Annotated in this window: 18 protein-coding genes; 7 read left to right on the plus strand and 11 right to left on the minus strand. The window is 44.2% G+C overall.

Translation table 11 applies throughout. The annotated features are described in order from the left end of the window. Positions 1 to 156: 156 nt before the first annotated feature. The 3 genes from NAF17_RS02810 to NAF17_RS02820 form a co-directional block, all read right to left on the minus strand. The gene (locus NAF17_RS02810) at positions 157 to 1,713 is read right to left on the minus strand and encodes an ArnT family glycosyltransferase (protein WP_252756460.1); all 1,557 of its coding nucleotides are present in this window, start codon (positions 1,711 to 1,713) and stop codon (positions 157 to 159) included. Between the two features lie 129 nt (positions 1,714 to 1,842). Beyond that, complete coding sequence (murA, locus tag NAF17_RS02815) at positions 1,843 to 3,150, minus strand: UDP-N-acetylglucosamine 1-carboxyvinyltransferase (RefSeq protein WP_252756461.1); 1,308 nt, start codon at positions 3,148 to 3,150, stop codon at positions 1,843 to 1,845. 152 nt (positions 3,151 to 3,302) lie between these two features. Next, complete coding sequence (locus NAF17_RS02820) at positions 3,303 to 4,064, minus strand: DUF4290 domain-containing protein (RefSeq protein ID WP_252756462.1); 762 nt, start codon at positions 4,062 to 4,064, stop codon at positions 3,303 to 3,305. A gap of 195 nt (positions 4,065 to 4,259) precedes the next feature. On the opposite strand from NAF17_RS02820, the gene NAF17_RS02825 reads away from it, so the two are divergent. Beyond that, entirely contained in the window at positions 4,260 to 5,363 is a 1,104-nt protein-coding gene (locus tag NAF17_RS02825) for a mandelate racemase/muconate lactonizing enzyme family protein (protein ID WP_252756463.1), read from the plus strand. A gap of 93 nt (positions 5,364 to 5,456) precedes the next feature. Here NAF17_RS02825 and NAF17_RS02830 read toward each other — a convergent pair whose 3' ends face one another. The 3 genes from NAF17_RS02830 to NAF17_RS02840 form a co-directional block, all read right to left on the minus strand. Then, positions 5,457 to 6,827 (minus strand): dipeptidase, encoded by a 1,371-nt coding sequence (locus tag NAF17_RS02830; RefSeq protein ID WP_252756464.1) that lies wholly within the window; start codon positions 6,825 to 6,827, stop codon positions 5,457 to 5,459. A 115-nt stretch (positions 6,828 to 6,942) separates the two neighbouring features. Beyond that, positions 6,943 to 7,278, minus strand: coding sequence for a YbjQ family protein (locus NAF17_RS02835; protein ID WP_252756465.1), 336 nt, complete (start codon positions 7,276 to 7,278; stop codon positions 6,943 to 6,945). Positions 7,279 to 7,312: 34 nt separating this feature from the next. After that, positions 7,313 to 8,233 (minus strand): alpha/beta fold hydrolase, encoded by a 921-nt coding sequence (locus tag NAF17_RS02840; protein ID WP_252756466.1) that lies wholly within the window; start codon positions 8,231 to 8,233, stop codon positions 7,313 to 7,315. A gap of 78 nt (positions 8,234 to 8,311) precedes the next feature. Between NAF17_RS02840 and NAF17_RS02845 the strand changes: the two genes are divergently transcribed. The 5 genes from NAF17_RS02845 (at position 8,312) to NAF17_RS02865 (ending at position 11,049) form a co-directional block, all read left to right on the plus strand. After that, on the plus strand, positions 8,312 to 9,094 hold the full coding sequence (locus tag NAF17_RS02845) for a Rossmann-like and DUF2520 domain-containing protein (protein WP_252756467.1): 783 nt from the start codon (positions 8,312 to 8,314) through the stop codon (positions 9,092 to 9,094). A 19-nt stretch (positions 9,095 to 9,113) separates the two neighbouring features. Next, the gene (locus NAF17_RS02850; RefSeq protein WP_134337556.1) at positions 9,114 to 9,446 is read left to right on the plus strand and encodes a 2Fe-2S iron-sulfur cluster-binding protein; all 333 of its coding nucleotides are present in this window, start codon (positions 9,114 to 9,116) and stop codon (positions 9,444 to 9,446) included. 42 nt (positions 9,447 to 9,488) lie between these two features. Further along, entirely contained in the window at positions 9,489 to 9,731 is a 243-nt protein-coding gene (gene iscX, locus NAF17_RS02855) for a Fe-S cluster assembly protein IscX (RefSeq protein WP_252756468.1), read from the plus strand. A gap of 87 nt (positions 9,732 to 9,818) precedes the next feature. After that, positions 9,819 to 10,340 (plus strand): KdsC family phosphatase, encoded by a 522-nt coding sequence (locus tag NAF17_RS02860; protein WP_252756469.1) that lies wholly within the window; start codon positions 9,819 to 9,821, stop codon positions 10,338 to 10,340. Positions 10,341 to 10,476: 136 nt separating this feature from the next. Beyond that, entirely contained in the window at positions 10,477 to 11,049 is a 573-nt protein-coding gene (locus NAF17_RS02865) for a Maf family protein (protein ID WP_252756470.1), read from the plus strand. 135 nt (positions 11,050 to 11,184) lie between these two features. Here the strand turns inward: NAF17_RS02865 and NAF17_RS02870 are convergent, their stop codons facing one another. Then, positions 11,185 to 13,152: a M1 family metallopeptidase gene (locus tag NAF17_RS02870; protein WP_252756471.1), complete on the minus strand. Its 1,968-nt coding sequence runs from the start codon at positions 13,150 to 13,152 to the stop codon at positions 11,185 to 11,187. Between the two features lie 105 nt (positions 13,153 to 13,257). Between NAF17_RS02870 and NAF17_RS02875 the strand changes: the two genes are divergently transcribed. After that, positions 13,258 to 13,968 (plus strand): carboxypeptidase-like regulatory domain-containing protein, encoded by a 711-nt coding sequence (locus NAF17_RS02875; RefSeq protein WP_252756472.1) that lies wholly within the window; start codon positions 13,258 to 13,260, stop codon positions 13,966 to 13,968. Here the strand turns inward: NAF17_RS02875 and NAF17_RS02880 are convergent. The 4 genes from NAF17_RS02880 to NAF17_RS02895 form a co-directional block, all read right to left on the minus strand. Further along, positions 13,965 to 14,894: a Ppx/GppA phosphatase family protein gene (locus NAF17_RS02880; protein ID WP_252756473.1), complete on the minus strand. Its 930-nt coding sequence runs from the start codon at positions 14,892 to 14,894 to the stop codon at positions 13,965 to 13,967. The genes NAF17_RS02875 and NAF17_RS02880 overlap by 4 nt on opposite strands. 75 nt (positions 14,895 to 14,969) lie before the next feature. Then, positions 14,970 to 16,214 (minus strand): ABC transporter permease, encoded by a 1,245-nt coding sequence (locus NAF17_RS02885; protein WP_252756474.1) that lies wholly within the window; start codon positions 16,212 to 16,214, stop codon positions 14,970 to 14,972. 3 nt (positions 16,215 to 16,217) lie between these two features. Then, on the minus strand, positions 16,218 to 17,126 hold the full coding sequence (locus NAF17_RS02890) for an ABC transporter ATP-binding protein (RefSeq protein WP_252756475.1): 909 nt from the start codon (positions 17,124 to 17,126) through the stop codon (positions 16,218 to 16,220). A gap of 61 nt (positions 17,127 to 17,187) precedes the next feature. After that, positions 17,188 to 17,472, minus strand: a complete 285-nt coding sequence (locus NAF17_RS02895) for a hypothetical protein (RefSeq protein WP_252756476.1) — start codon at positions 17,470 to 17,472, stop codon at positions 17,188 to 17,190. Positions 17,473 to 17,521: the final 49 nt, after the last annotated feature.

Here is a 17,521-nt window from a genome sequence, read left to right on the forward strand (position 1 = left end):
ATAGCGAAGGCGATCTGATAAGGGAATCAAAAGGTGGCGATGAGATGCTTCACAATTGTTTAGCTTGACAAGGATTGATTAGATTTAGTCAGTCTGAGCTTGTCGAAGACTTATCAAATCGATAAATGTTTCGACAAACACATCATGGCACAATTTTTACTGTAACCTTTTCTTAGCCAGTTCTGCCTTGTAAACTTCGTTGAGCTTAAGCGATGGGTTGATGATGAGGTAGATCCGCGAATTATGTTCGCGGGCCAGCGGGTTTAATACTTTTCCTGTTTCGCGGTAGCTTTCTACAAGCGGGCTAAGCCTGCGCTCTACGTTGTCATCATCATCCACATAAATAATATAGTGCGCGCTCAAACTATCTGCAGCCCAAAGCTGGAAACTGCTGTTTAGGCTGATCACTTCGGGCAAATTATATTTGTGCCTATAATGATGCAGCGCACCTGCCTGGCCGTAATTATCTGCAAATATTTGGGTGTGCTTTTGTTGCTCTGGGGTAAGGCTATGATAAGTATCAGCGGCTTTTTTAGCCATTTCGTCCCAGCCCAGCATGTCGGCATAATCTTGGGTTAGGGGATGCTGTTTTTGGTCTTCCCATTTCGTGAGGAAGGCAAGAAACGGTAAATGCTGTTGGGTGCTTTTGATGAAGTTAACCGTACGGCCAAGCGGTAGTATTGGCAATACCAGTGGCAGTAATAGCAGGTTAGGAACAATAAATAGTAAAACGGCTAACGTGCGCAACACATAGTAGGTACGGTTCAGCATCCGCTCTAAAGCGAACCCACCTGCTGCAAATAGCATAGGGTAGGCACCAAACAGGTAATAACTTTTACCGTTCATCTCCAGCAAGAACAAAAATATCAATATGTATGCGATAGCGAGATACCTGAACCGGCGCAGTTTAAACGCGAATAGCAGAAAACAAAACCCGGTGAACCAAACAAATAGTGCAACACCATTTACCAATAACTGCTGCATCACAAAATCTATAGGCTTTACGTAATCAAGCTGGGTTTCGCGCAGTTCCCGCATATGGTGGATAACCGGCAAATGGTGCGCAAACTGCCAGATTATATTAGGAAGAAATAACAAAACGGCTATAAGCGCTGAGTAAATAACATGTTTATTAAACAACAACTTTCGCTCACGGCTAATAAGTATCCCTACAATAAGCGAGGCGGTAAAAAATGCCATGGTATATTTGGTAAGCATCCCTATACCTACAGCTGCACCAATCCAGTAAAGGTATTTTACATCTGCTGTATTTAAATACCTGGCAAATAGCCAAACCGTTAGCACCCACCAAAGTTGATCGAACACCACGGGTTGGAATAAATAACCGCTCGCGGCAAAGGCAGGGGCGAAGATCAGTGATAAACAAGCGATGGTGATGGCATACCTGCGGCCACCCAATTCAGTGGTTATCTGGCCGGTAAGCCAAACAATAAAGCCGCTTGCTACAGTGCTGAAGATGCGCGCCGCAAAAACAGAATCGCCAAAAACTTTAAGGGTTATTTTTGCCAGCAGGGCAATGAGTGGTGGTACTTCTTTATAACCCCAATCCAAATGGTCGCCTAAAACCAAGTGCAGTAACTCATCGCGGTGAAAGCCAAAATTGCTTATGGCAAGCAAATTAAGGATGATTTTTAACGCAACAAAGATCAGTATAAAGGTAGAATATGATGACCTTCGGTTTTTGTAAGGCATTATAGGGTTTATTGGTTTCGATAAAAATAGATAAAAAGAAATAATATCGAACAAGGAATTTAGAACTCCGAATAATGAAGTTAGTTCACTTCATTATTCGAAATTCAATATTTAGTATTCCATAATATCTTAAACGCGTTTTATATCAGCACCAAGCGCAATAAGGCGCTCATCTATATTTTGGTAGCCGCGTTCTATTTGCTCGATGTTGTAGATAGTAGATTGTCCCTGTGCCGATAATGCAGCGATTAGTAGCGATACTCCCGCGCGGATATCCGGCGAGGTCATGGAGATACCACGCAGCTGCACCATTTTATCAAGACCGATAACGGTAGCACGGTGCGGATCGCAAAGGATGATGTTTGCGCCCATATCCAGCAATTTGTCCACAAAGAATAAACGGCTTTCGAACATTTTCTGGTGAATCAATACCGATCCTTTTGCCTGTGTGGCTACTACCAACACGATGCTTAATAAGTCGGGGGTAAAGCCCGGCCATGGTGAATCTGCAACGGTTAGTAATGATCCATCTATGAAAGTATCAATCTCGTAATGGTCTTGTGATGGGATGTAAATATCATCACCACGGCGTTCCAGTTTAATACCTAAGCGTTTAAATACGTCAGGGATCATCCCTAATTCGTCGTAATGCACATCTTTAATGGTGATCTCGGAACCCGTCATGGCGGCAAGGCCAATGAACGAGCCTATTTCGATCATATCCGGCAGCATACGGTGCTCGGTACCACCAAGTTCGGTAACGCCTTCAATAGTCAGTAAGTTTGATGCGATGCCACTTATTTTGGCGCCCATGCGGTTAAGCATTTTACAAAGCTGCTGCAGGTAAGGTTCGCAGGCCGCGTTGTAAATGGTGGTTGTCCCTTTTGACAGTACCGCTGCCATTACAATGTTTGCCGTACCGGTTACCGATGCTTCATCAAGCAGGATGTAAGTACCCTGCAGGTTTGATGCATCTACGTTATAAAAACCGTTCTCGGGATTAAAATCAAAGCGTGCGCCCAGTTTCTCGAAACCCAGGAAGTGGGTATCCAGCCTGCGGCGGCCAATTTTGTCGCCACCCGGTTTTGGGATAGACGCCTTGCCAAAACGTGCTAACAGCGGGCCCAATATCATAATAGAGCCGCGTAAACCGCCGCCCTTGGTTTTAAATGCTTCAGAATTAAAGAAATCTTGGTCAATCTCTTTGGCTTCGAATGTGCAGGTATCGCGCGATGTGCGGTTAACCTTAACGCCCATGTCGCCCAGTAATTCTATCAGTTTGTTAACATCCTGTATATCAGGAATATTACTGATGGTCATTTTTTCGCCGGTTAATAAAACCGCCGCTATAATTTGTAATGCTTCGTTTTTAGCGCCTTGGGGGATGATCTCGCCTTTAAGCTTTTTACCGCCCTGTATTTCGAATGCGTTTCTCATTTTTAGTTGATGGTTGATAATTCATAGTTCATGGCCTAATTCATATGGTCAGATCATGCTTATGGCACAAAGATTATAAAATAATCGCGATTATAGCCTGTAGCAAATTCTTGCTATGAACGATTAGCCATCAACTATGAACTAATGATCAATTAGTATTTTTTTGCCCCTCCCGGGTTACGGTTGCGGTTGTTTTGGTTGTTGTTATTGTTGCTGCGCGGGTTGTTATTATTGGTACGCCCGCCGCTGCTGCTACCACCACTGCCACTGCGGTTGTTTTGGTTATTGTTGGTACGCCCGCGGCTGTTGTTATTGTTCTGGTTGTTTTGGTATGGGTTAGCACGGAACTCGACACGGTTTAGGTTGATGTTTTCTTCCAGTTTTAATGTGCCGCCGGATAATGCGTAAAGATCCGACAGAATGGTTTCATCAGCAACCGAATCTTTGTTCCACTGCACGTAAGCCATTTTCATGAAGTTGGCTATCGCCTGCACCATGTGGCGTTTACGCTCCGGCTCTTCAATCGCTTTGGCCTTCTCGATCATCATCTCGATGGTTTTACCATAGTGCTTGTACCTGATACGCTGATGCGGGTATTTAAGCGGGTCGGGTTTCATGTGGATGGCCTCCGGGCTTGGTTTTGGGTACGGCGAATCAACATCCAACTGAAAATCTGAAATGATGTGCAGATGATCCCAAAGTTTGTGTTTAAAATCGGCCACATCGCGCAGGTGCGGGTTTAAAAAGCCCATCAGGTCTATCACTACCTGCGCGTATTTGTTGCGCTCGTCTTTTGTTGGTAACGCCACGATGTATTTCACCATGTTTTGTACGTTACGGCCGTATTCGGTTAATAAAAGTTTATTCCTGGTTGAGTTATAATCAAACGGACCAGGCAAATTTGTTAATGCCATGTATTTTTTTATTTAAATAAATTGTCTTGAAGATGTTTTCGGTGCATGGACAGTTTCTTAGAACATAGGGCAGAAACCGGAGAACCGAAATGAATTAGTACGAAGTACTAACGCAAATATAGTATAAATGTGTTAATGTACATTTTTTTTAAACCGACATTTAATTCGCTTAATTTAGCGATAAGCAATTCTACCATGTCAGTTACCATCACTTCCATCGATATATACCGTTTCAGTATCCCCATGAAGCCGTTTACCATTGCAACCGGTACTATGGACCACGCGCAAAATGTGTTTATCCGCATCCATACTGATATTGGTTTTTATGGCGTGGGCGAATGTTCAGCCTTCCCGATGATCGTTGGCGAAACGCAGGATACCTGTTTGGTGATGGCTAAATATTTTGCCGGGTTGTGGATAGGCAAGGATGCGCTTGATATCCCCGCCCGGATGCAGCAATTACATGATGCCGTTGCGGGTAACACTACTATTAAGAGCGCATTTGATATTGCACTTTTTGATATTGCGGCTAAGAACGCGGGCAAGCCTTTATACCAATTTTTGGGAGGAGAGAAGCGTGTGATAGAAAGCGATATCACCATTGGCATCAGTACGCCGGAAGTTATGGCAAAGAAAGCAATCGACTTTAAAGCATCCGGCGCAAATATCCTGAAAGTAAAACTGGGCAAAGGTGCCGAAACCGATGTGGAACGCATTAAGCAAATTCGCGAGGATGTTGGTCCGCAAATGAAGATAAGGGTTGACGCCAACCAGGGCTGGAGTTTTGATGATGCTGTTTTTGCTTTGCTGGCGATTGGCGCCTACGATATTGAGTTTTGCGAACAACCCATGCGCACCTGGTACAACGACCGCCTGCCCGAACTGATGAAGTTATCGCCCGTAAAAATCATGGCTGACGAAAGTGTGTATAACCATCACGATGCGAGGATGCAGATAGAAAGCAATTCATGCGATTACATCAATATCAAAATGGCAAAATCGGGCGGGATATTAGAAGCTAAGAAAATTCACGACATAGCTGTCGAGCGTGGCATCCCCTGTATGATGGGTGGTATGCTGGAAAGCCGAATAGCCCTGAGCGCAAAGCTGCATTTTGTTTACGCCAGCCCCAATATTCATTTTTATGATATGGATACCTGCATGCTCGGCCATCTTGTTGACCCGTGCGTTGGCGGTGTTACTTACGATGGCTACAAACTAAACATCAGTAACGCTATTGGTATCGGAGCAGATGCTGATGAGGAGTTTTTGAGTGGGTGTGACAAAATTACTATCTGAATCTGAATTTTAAGGAATTAAAGAATTTATCGAATTATGAATGAAAGTTTATAAATTCTGTTCATTCCTTAATTCGATAAATTCAAAACTATTCTACTTACTCAATTCCGCAAAATACTTGTGGAACAACGGTATTGTCTCAATCCCTTTATAGTAGTTGAAGATATCGTACTTCTCATTTGGTGAGTGCAGGGCATCACTGTCCAAACCAAAGCCCATCAACACCGTTTTTAGGCCTAATTCCGCCTCAAAAAGGGCCACAATTGGGATACTGCCGCCACCACGGGTGGGGATAGGCTGTTTGCCAAATGCCTCTGCAATGGCTTTTTGGGCAGCACGGTATGCAACGCTATCGGTAGGGGTAACTACCGGCTCACCGCCATGGTGCGGGGTAACTTTTACCTTAACATATTTCGGCGCTATTTTCAGGAAATGATCTGTAAACAATTGGGTGATCTTTTCTGAGGTTTGGTTAGGTACCAATCTCATCGAAATTTTGGCACTTGCTTTAGATGGTAATACGGTTTTGGCGCCTTCGCCAATGTAACCACCCCAAATACCATTAACTTCTAAGGTTGGGCGGGTGCCGGTACGCTCAAATGTGGTATAACCTTTTTCGCCCCAGGTTTCGGCAATATCAAGGTCTTTTTTATATTTTTCCTCGTCGTATGGTGCTGCGTTTAGTTCTGCACGTTCGGCAGGGGTAAGTTCGGTAACATCGTCATAAAAACCGGGGATGGTGATATGGTTATCATCGTCATGTAACGACGCGATCATTTTAGCCAAAACAGTTGCCGGGTTTGCCACAGCGCCACCGTAAACACCGGAGTGCAGGTCGCGGTTAGGGCCGGTCACTTCCACTTCCAGGTATGATAAACCACGCAAGCCTGTTTCTAAAGACGGATGCTCCATGCTGATCATTGAGGTATCAGAGATCAATACCACATCAGCCTTCAATCGGTCTTTATTTTCTTTTACAAAGATGCCCAGATTGTTGGAACCCACTTCTTCCTCACCCTCTATAATAAATTTGATATTGCAGGGCAGGGTATCGGTTTGCATCATTAGTTCAAATGCCTTTACATGCATATAAAACTGGCCTTTATCATCACAAGCGCCACGGGCATAAATTTTACCATCGCGCACGGTTGGCTCAAAGGGTGGGGTATGCCATAATTCCAACGGATCCGGCGGTTGCACATCGTAATGGCCGTAAACCAAAACTGTTGGCAGGGAAGCGTCAATTATTTTGTCGCCGTAAACAATAGGGTAGCCTGCAGTTTTGCAAACCTCCACGTTATCGGCACCGGCGTCGGTAAGTTTTTTGGCTACGAAATCGGCAGCGTTTAAAACATCGGCCGCGTATTTTGGATCGGCGCTAACAGATGGGAAGCGCAGCAGTTCAAATAATTCGTCAAGCAGGCGTTGCTTGTTCTCTTCTATATATTGCTTTATTACTTGCATAGGAGTGTAATTTGAAGCAAAGATAGAAGATTATTGTGTTTTGTCAGTCTGAGCTTGTCGAAGACTTGTGCGCAAGATAAATGGTTCGACAAGCTCACCATGACAATTAAAATATTTATTCCGCCACTTTCTCAACCACCACAGCGGTACCATAAGCCAATACTTCGGTAATGCCTTGCATCACCTCGTTGGCATCATAACGCATACCTATGATGGCGTTTGCCCCTAAAGCTTGGGCATGTTGTATCAACAGGTGGTAAGCTTCTTCGCGGGCGTTCTCGCAAAGTTCTACATAAACAGAAAGCCTGCCGCCAAACAGCGATTGGATGCCACCGGCAAAATTGCCTATAACGCTGCGGCTGCGCACGGTAATGCCGCGTACAACGCCTAAATGTTTAACAACTTTATAACCGTCTAACCCGGTGCTGGTGGTAATTAAGGAAATGTCCATAGTAGTTTAATTAGTGTTTGTTTTTAGTTAGATACTATTTCTTCAAAAATGTTACCAAAGCGGGGTTAACAATCTGGTCCTGCTCAATGTAAGGCAGGTGGCCGGCATCATCTACAGGTAAAAACTCTGTTTTAAGCACGCTTCGTACCGAATCGCTGTATTTAAACGGTACGGTGTTATCTTCCTTGCCCCATATTAGTAAAACCTGTTTATGTTTATCATTCAGGGCAGTATTGGCCTCGCGGGCATTGTAGTTGTAGTTATATAATGTCGAGATCAGCGCCCTGCGGAAGCCTTTGTATTCCATCTGCGGCTGGTATTGGTCAACCCAACTTGGGTGGCGGGTTGGGTATTTAAAATCAGTCATTTGCCCAAGCGCGCGTTGTTCGGCATGGGTAGCTTCGTAAAAATCAAGCACAAAGGATGGGTACTTTGGTTTTTCGGCAACATAGCCCGGGTCTATCAATACCACTTTATTTACCGCATCAGGATAAGCGGCTGTAAAATCTGTAGCTACCTCGCCGCCGAATGATACACCAACCAGGCTTACCGGTTTTTTAAGGTGAAGTTTGTCCAGCAGTTCGTTCAACTGCTCAAAATAAAGCTGTTTGTTGTAAGTAACGTTCGGCCGGTCGGAAAAGCCGCGGCCAAACTGGTCGTATCGTAAAACGCGGAAACCGTGTTCGGTTAGGTATTCATAAGTACCGTTCCATATGTAATAGGGTACGCTAAAGCCGTGGATGAGTACCACCACTTTGCCGGTATCTGGGCCGTCAAGTTCGTAGTGGGTAACGCCGTTGCTAAGTTCGATGTAGCTGCCGTTGCTATTTTTACGGAGGTCGTAGGTCAGTTCTTTTTTCTCGACGTTGTAATGGTCGTAAATAATATAGCCTGCAGCGGCTACAAACACCAACAGGATTACGATGAACCAGAAGAGTTTCTTCAAAAATTTCATATCAATTAGGTTGACACATTTAAGTCATTAAAAATACTTTAAATATTTAATTTAGCGCCATCTATTTATATAGTTGTTATGCGCATTACTATTATTGGTTCGGGCAATGTTGCCACTCATTTGGCGGCGGCATTTAAAAATGCAGGCCATAGCATTGTACAGGTTTATAGCCGTAACCTGCACAGTGCCTCACTGTTAGCGTACCACGTAGGGGCAGAAGCAATTGATAAAACTGAAAACATCAGACCCGATACCGATATTTACATACTCGCCATAAAAGACGATGCCATCGCGTCATTTGTCTCGCGTTTATCCACCCATAATAAACTTATTGCGCATACTTCCGGGGCCGTAGGTCTGCAGGAAATCTTAAAAAGCACACCGAACGCGGGTGTATTTTATCCGCTACAAACCTTCAGCAAAACCAAAGAGGTGAATTTTAGAGAAGTGCCGCTTTGCATCGACGGTGCCGATGAAGCAATTACTAAAACGTTGGAAAGGCTCGCCCGCGACATCAGCAATAACGTATACCGTGTAAATTCCGCGCAGCGCAAAGTGTTGCATTTAGCTGCGGTGTTTGCCTGTAATTTTACTAATCACCTTTATAATATAGGTGAGCAGCTTTTGGCTGGAAGCGACATGGGTTTCGACATGTTACGCCCGCTGATAGCTGAAACTGCTGATAAAATAAAAAAGCACTCACCTGGCGGTGTACAAACAGGCCCGGCTATGCGTAACGATGAACAAACCATGCAAACCCATTTGCAGATGCTTAACGGCAAACCCGACTTGCAGGAAATTTATACACGTTTAAGTCAGGATATTATCAAAAACCAAAACACCCGCAACTGGAATAAGTAATTTTGTTACTTTTGACAAAATGAATATTTTTAAAGTAAAGATTAACTTTGAGGAGAAGGACCACGAAAGCGTGGAACTTGCTATTGCCGAAGGAGAATCTGTTTTAGACGTTTGTCTGGAAAACGGCATCGACCTGCAGCATAATTGCGGTGGCGTATGCGGTTGCAGTACCTGCCATATATATGTTAACAAAGGGATGGATAACATCCAGGAGATATCTGATAAGGAAGAAGACTTTATCGATAGGGCTGTAAACCCGCGCATTACATCGCGCCTGGGTTGCCAGTGTGTTATCATTGATGGCGATATTGAAGTTACCCTGCCGGATCAATCGGGCTTTATGGGACACTAACTGTAAAATCAAGACATTTAGAATTAAGAATCAAGAGAAAACATGAACGACGATAAATTCGCTTTGCCAATACACTGGAACGACCATGAGGACATAGCCATGAGCCTTTACGAAAAGTTTGGTGACGATTTTGGTGAATCAAAAATATACCGCATCCGCTTTACCGAGCTTTTGGATTGGGTACTTAGCCTGCCAAACTTTAAAGGCACGCGCGAAGAATCGAGCGAAGGCCACCTGGAACAAATACAAAGCGCCTGGGTGTATGAGTGGAGAGATAACCAGTAGTTTTTTGTATGTGCAGATGTGCAAATTTTAGATGTGTACATGCTTTGCAATCGGTGAAATCATATTAAATTTGTGTAATCCCAAACAATGGAATCTTTTTTAACCAAGCTTAAAGATATTACCACGTTTATTTTTGATGTGGATGGCGTGCTGACCGATGGGTCGATATTTGTGACCGAAACCGGTGTGCAAAGCCGCGCCTTTAATATTAAAGATGGTTACGCCCTGCAACTGGCTGTTAAATGCGGTTATAACGTTGTAGCAATATCTGGTAGCAGGTCTAAAAGTGCTTTGTTCCGTTTAAATAGCCTGGGTGTAAACGATGTTTATTTAGGTGCACATACCAAATCTGAAAGGTTTAAGATCTATATCGAGGAGAAAAGTATTAACCCGGCCAACATCCTTTACATGGCCGATGATATTCCCGATCTGGCTGTAATGAAATTGGTTGGCTTGCCGGTTTGCCCCGCAGATGCCGCCGAAGAGATCAAAGCCATTAGCGCTTATGTATCGCCTTACGCAGGTGGTAAAGGCTGCGCCCGCGACATTATTGAAAAGGTAATGAAGGTACAGGGCAAATGGATGAGCGCCGAGGCGTATAGCTGGTAAGTTTTTGCGAATAGTTAGATTTTAGCGTTTGCATCATGGTTGATAATTCATTGTATCGCTCTTGATCTTACTATAGCTATCATTAATCAACTCTTAGTATAAACCATGATCTATGAACCATCAACTTTCATAAACGATGAATCAAAAATTCCCACAAATCATTCTCGCATCTAAATCACCACGCAGGCAGGAACTTTTAAAGCTGATGGATATTGATTTCCGTGTGGTTTTAAAAGAGGTGGATGAATCGTACCCGGATGGTTTAACGCCTGCGGAAATCGCCCTTTTCATCGCTGCCAAAAAGGCTGAAGCCTTTGATGAGGATGTAAATGACGAGATCGTACTTACAGCAGATACCATCGTAGCCATCGATGGCCTGATATTGGGTAAACCCGAATCAACCGAGCATGCTATTGAAATGTTGCAGCGTTTATCGGGGAAGGTGCATGAAGTTTATACAGGCGTTTGCCTGCTCTACAAAGGCCAGTACAATAAATTTTACGACAGGAGCGAAGTGTTTTTCCGTAAGCTTACGGATGAAGAGATCCGCAGTTATGTAGAGGAATACCAGCCCATGGATAAAGCCGGCTCATACGGCATCCAGCAACGCATCGGCCTTATCGGCATCGAGCGGATCAACGGCTCATATACCAATGTGGTGGGTTTACCTACAGAGAAGGTATATCAGCAGTTGAAGAAGATGGTCTGAATCAGAATTAACAGAATTTTAAAATTTTCAGAATAATAAAACTATGTCATTGCGAGCGATAGCGTGGTAACCTTAGCATTCCGCATGTCCTCTGAGATTGCCACGTCACAACGTTTCTCGCAATTACATGATGGGTTACAACTTCCTACTATTATTTTTTCTGTTCACATCCGGTAACGCATTATCGGGGTCAATGGTAACGCTTTCTACATCCTGCGTTATTGGTAAAATGTAGGTGGTTACCTTGTTTTGCAACCAGGTTTCAACCGGGAAATAGGTACGTTGCTTGCTGCCATCTTTCAGTTTAGCCTCAACGGTAAATGGCATAGCCATCATTTCTTTATTGGCGATGGTTAGTTTTACACCTTTATTGTGGTCTTTATCCACGTATTTGGCATCTATCAGGGCTATATCCAGTTTGTAGTTATTATAGAACCAGCCTTTCCAGAACCAGCTCAGATCTTCGCCGGCGCCGTTCTCCATCGAACGGAAAAAATCATCGGGCTGAGGGTGTTTGTACGCCCATTTTTTGATGTAGTTTTTAAAAGCATAATCAAACCTGTCTTTCCCTAAGATCTGCTCGCGCATCAAAACCATACCAAAGGCAGGTTTAAAGTAGGTTAAGGGATGGCGATACTTTTCGGGTATAGCATCCGGTGCAGTCATTATACTGGGCGAATTTGGGTCGATGATATGTTCTATGATCTCGTCGGCAGGATTGCCGCCACCCGGTGCATATTCGCCATCGCGTTTAGGGGCGTACTCGCCTTTGTTGAAGGCATCCGAGGCATAGATGTCGATGAACGTATTAAACCCTTCGTCCATCCAGGCAAAGCGGCGCTCGTCACTGCCTACGATCATCGGGAACCAGTTGTGGCCTATTTCATGCGCGGTAACCCAGTAAAGCTCTTTACCCTTATCGTTTATCCCATCGAACACAATTCCGGGGTATTCCATACCGCCGGCAATCCCAGCCTCGTTGATGGCTGTCGGCCATGGGTACACAAACCACTTTTCCGAAAAATATTCTATTGAACCTTTTAGGTATTCTGTCGCACGGCCCCAGGCATCGTTGCCCTCGCTCTCCACCGGGTAAACCGACATAGCCATCGACTTTTTACCACCGGGCAGGTTCACCCTCGCGGCATCCCAAATAAACGCTTTAGATGCGCCGAAAGCCACATCACGGGTGTTCAGCATTTTGTAATGCCACGTTAATGTGCCTTTATTTATAGGGCGCGATGAAGGGTCTTTAATTTCTGCCGCGCTGCGGATCATGATGGTTTTATCGCTGTTGCGCGCAGCCTCTAATCTTGCAATTTGTTTAGCGGTCAAAACTTCTTTGGGGTTCAGCAAGTCGCCTGGGCCGGCCACCAACACATCCCATGGTACGGTTACGGTGTAGTCAATATCGCCATACTCGCAGTAAAATTCGCCGCTTCCCAAAAATGGCGCAGTTGCCCAGCCTCTGCTATCGTCATAAACGCACATCCTCGGGAAAAACTGCGCTATCTCGTAGATCTTGCCATTTTTGGTATCCACATAATCGGTACGGCCGCCAAAATTACCGGGGATGGTATAACGGTATTTGATGCTTAGTTTAATAAGCTCTTTCAACAAAGGCGTATTCAAACGCACCTGCATGCGGGTATCTGTAATTTTATAATTGGCTTTAGTGCGAATGTTCCCTAAAACAACCTCTACAGATTCAATCTCGTAGCCGGAGGTATGCTGCGTAGCCTGCGCGCCGGTAACAAAGTTAGAGCGGGCATCTTTTTTATAAGTGTTTTGGTCCAGTTGCAGCCATAAATATTGAAGGGCATCAGGGCTATTATTGGTATAGCTAATATCGGCAGTACCGCTTATGCTTTTAGTAACAGTATCCAGCTTTACGGCCAATTTATAATCTACCCGGTTTTGCCAGTACTTTGGCCCCGGGTCGCCGTTTACGGAGTGGAACTCGTTCCCCTTTTCGGTATAAGTAATAGGAGCGAATAGCAGCGCAGGCTGGTAGCTGGTAATAATGGTATCGTTAGTTTTTTTTTGCGCCTGAGCAAAGGTGGCAGAAAGCAGGAGCAAGGACGCACCGATAAGTTTTTTCATGTATGATGACGATAAGGAGAGCAAGATACAAAGGATGCGGGATTGTTTTTTGATGACTTTATGGAAAACCGACTCATACAGCATCTTACCATAAAACACAACATTATGCAGCCTATACAAAGTATCGCCATCTCACAGCCCTGCCACGAAAACTGGAACCAGATGACATCGGTTGATCAAGGTAGGCATTGCGACTCTTGCAGTAAAACCGTTATCGACTTTACTGTGATGAGTAATAATGAGGTCATCAATTATTTTGCAAAGCATGGCAACTTATGCGGCAGATTTAGCGAACAACAATTGGTTGGGCTGAATAATTACCTTGTTATAGATGAGAAGCCGCATTTTAGTTGGAAAAAGCTGGCGTTGGCGGCTGCGGTTACAAGCTTATTTACCACAGTTAAGGCACAAACAACGGTAACAATAGGGAGGGTGGCTGTTTCACAATTTGTTAGTACAGATAGAAATATAACGTTGCCGAATAGTATTGCCTACAGAGTTGTAAAAGGTAAGATTATTGCAGATGATGATAATAGCATTTTGCCGGGTGTAAGTATCCGTATTAAAGGAACCAACCAAGGTACTGTAACTAATGCAGCAGGAGAATTTATCTTGCGTGTGCCAACAACATCAGAAACTTTATCAATATCCTTTATTGGCTATCAAAATTACGAGGCAAATATTGCAAGTTTGACAAATCAGTCCAACTGTATTTCGTTAAGAATGCAGTCGCAAGTATTGGGCGGGGCAATCGTGATAGTTCGCAAAGTGCCATTTTACAAAGTATGGTGGTACAAACTAAAGCGTGTTTTCTAACTCAGCATTTGCGCCAGTACGCCCTCTTTTAATGAGTAGGTAGACATGGTGACATCGGCTATGCCCATTTTTTGCATCATGTAAATGGTAATGAGGCTGGCCACCACGATCATATCTACCCGTACCGGGATAATGCCTTTTATTTTAGCACGCTGGCTGTGCGATGATTTGATGAGGCGTTCTATCAGGTCCAGCAGTTCATCTATATCAAAATTGTAAACTTTGGTTTGTTTGAGGTTGAAGTTTTTGCCTTTTTCCAGTTCAATCACCTCGGCAAAACTCTCGAACGCGCCTGATGAACCGATGAGGATAGCGGGTTTGTATTTTGAGGCCGCCAGGAATAGCTCGGGTAATTTGCTGTTTAAATATTGGGTAAGCTCTTTAATGGCTTGTACAGGTACTGGGTCGGTTTGGTGGAACTTGTCCATCAGGCGGGCGGCGCCAATCTCAAAACTTTGTTTCCACAGCACCTCATCAGTATTGCCGATGATGAACTCCACACTCCCACCGCCAATATCCATAATAAGGGCGTTATCATCTGTAAGGCATCCGCTTGCGTTAATGCCTTCGTAAATATAGGCCGCTTCCTGTTCGCCGGTTATCAGTTCAATATCTATGTGGGCCTGTTCCTTTACCTTGCGGATAAAATCCTGCCCATTTGCCGCGCTGCGGATGGCTGATGTAGCAATAGCCCTAATGTCGGTAACGCTGTTGACGTCAATATAACTGCGGAAGCGTTTCATAGCCGCAATACCGCGTTCAAATGCCTCTGGCTGGATGATACCTTTGTTGATGCCGCCCTTGCCCAGTTTTACATCTTCGTTAAGATGCAGTATTTCGGTAAAGTTATCTGCAGGGCCTTCTGCTATCAGTAGGTGAAAGGTATTTGTACCGAGATCCATTACGGCAATGCGCTTGTTATTCATCAACAGCTAAATTAAAAAAAACCTGCAAAAGTTTTGGCTTAGGCAGGGTTTTTTAAAATTTGTTAGTCTAGGAAACTACTCTTTATAAAAGAACCATTTAGACAATTCTTTAAAGCTTGCTTTTTTACCATACATCAGGATGCCTACGCGGTAAATACGTGCTGCTACGTAGGTGGTGAATAGGAAGCCTACTACCATCATAAACATCGACAGGCCTAACTGCCAGTCGGGCACGCCGCCGAACGGGATCCTTACCATCATGGCAACCGGGGCTGTAAATGGTATGATGGATAACCAAACAGCCAACGGACTATCCGGTGCCTGGAATAATACTGATACAGACAAAATGTAAGTAAACAATAGTGGTAAAGTAATGGGGAACATAAACTGCTGCGTTTCGGTTTCGCTGTCAACCGCTGAGCCTACCGCCGCGAACAACGCGCTGTACAACAAGTAGCCGGTTATAAAGTAAAACAGGAAACAACCGAGCACGTAACCAACCGGGATGGTTTGCAGGGTTTGTAAAGCACCCATAATGCCACTTGAAGAGTTATTGCCCGCAAATTTTGTGGCGATAATAGATAACACTATCCAAGCAGTAAATTGGGTTAAACCCACCAGGCCAACGCCGATAATTTTGCCCAGCATCAGTTGAAACGGCTTTACAGACGAAATGATCACCTCAATAATACGGCTTGTTTTTTCTTCGATAACACCACGCATTACCTGTGCACCATATATAAACAGCGACATATAAATGAGGATTGCACAGGCAATGCCCACGCCCATACTCGCACCAACATTAGCATCTTTTGTGCCAGCTTCTGTAACTTCCATTGCACTTACATTAACCCTGTTTTTTTTTGCCTGGTTAAGCAATGCGGTGTCAATGTGGTTAGCCAGCATAGTATTGGTGGATGCGATCTCGTTCATTTGGTTTTCCACCTCGCCGGTAAGCGTGAAAGATGGTTTCTTTTTAGAGAAGAACTGCACAGGCTTGTGCGCATAATCCTTGGATATCAATAATACCGAAAGGTCTTCATTGTCCTTAAGCTCTTGTTTGGCCTTTTCTATCGGCTCGTTGGTAGGGATAAATTGGATGTTTTTAGCATTCTTTAGTTTTCCCTCAAACAAATGGCTTTCGTCGATAACCTTAACTATCTGCGGTTTGGTGATTTGGTTGTTGTCCTTCGCCACATAAGCGATCAATGCGGTCATGCCTGCCAATAGCAAGGGCACGGCAAACATCATAATCAAAAATGCTTTTTTGCGCACACGGGTAACGTATTCGCGCTGTATGATGAGTAATATTTTGTTCATGACCTAGGCAATTAAGTTTACTTTTTCGATGAAGATCTCGTTCATGCTCGGGATAACTTCCTGCAGCATGTTGATGCGTGTTTTAGGTAACAGGTACTGCAACACATCATTAGCGGTATTGCTGTTGTTCAGTTTTAGCTTGATAGTATTGCTGTTATCCTCGCCCGCAAGTTCGCTGATAATATCAAACGGCTGCGAGCCATCAAAGGCAAGCGGCTCGCCGGTATATTCTACCAGGTAAGTTTCGTTTTTGTACGAGTTGCGGATATGCTTAACACGGCCATCCAATATCTTATGCGATTTATGGATGAGGGCGATAGAGTCGCAAAGTTCCTCAACAGACTCCATACGGTGGGTAGAGAAGAGGATGGTAGCGCCTTTGCGGTTTAGTTCTAAGATCTCATCCTTTATCAATTCGGCATTTACCGGGTCAAAGCCGCTAAAGGGCTCGTCTAATATGATCAAATCTGGCTCATGCAAAACGGTAGCAACAAACTGTGCCTTTTGCTGCATCCCTTTAGATAGTTCTTCGATTTTTTTCTTCCACCAGGTTTCCATGCCCAGTTTCTCGAACCAGAATTTAAGTTTCTTGGTAGCGTCATCGCGGGTTAGACCTTTTAAGCGGGCCAGGTAGATCATTTGCTCGCCTATCTCCATTTTTTTGTACAGGCCGCGTTCTTCGGGCAGATAGCCAATGCGCTCGATGTGCGACTGGTTTAACTTTTCGCCGTTAAAATATACCTCGCCACTATCAGGCGCTGTAATTTGATTAATGATACGGATGAGCGAGGTTTTGCCGGCGCCATTTGGCCCAAGCAGGCCAAATATTTTGCCGCTTTCAACCTCCAGGCTCACATCGTTTAACGCGCGGTGGCCGGCGTATTGTTTAACAATGTTGCGAATACTTAGCATAACTGGGTTTAATTTTATGCTAAATTAGATATTGCAGGGATATTATTGTTACAACCAAGGGCTATTTAAGCTGATTTAATTTAAACTGTAAAACCTCTACCGATTCTTTTTGCCTGGAAATGATCACGTACATTTCGCCATTGTAGACCATGCTGACCGGATAGCCATATTGGCCGTCCTTCCATAGTCGCTCTTGTTTCAGGTGGTAAAGCTCATTGGCTATAATGTAGTTCTTGTTGAATTGTTTCCCATCTGCGGATAGAGACAATACTAAGGAATTGGGGTCGTAAAGGTGTAGGGTATCGGGCAAATAAATCATTGACCGCTCTATCTTTTGATGCTGCAATTCCGCTTCTGTTTGGTAATTATTTTTAATAGCCGGTTTTTAAGCAATG

It is taken from the genome of Mucilaginibacter aurantiaciroseus (assembly GCF_024055595.1).
Classification (GTDB): Bacteria; Bacteroidota; Bacteroidia; order Sphingobacteriales; family Sphingobacteriaceae; genus Mucilaginibacter; species Mucilaginibacter aurantiaciroseus.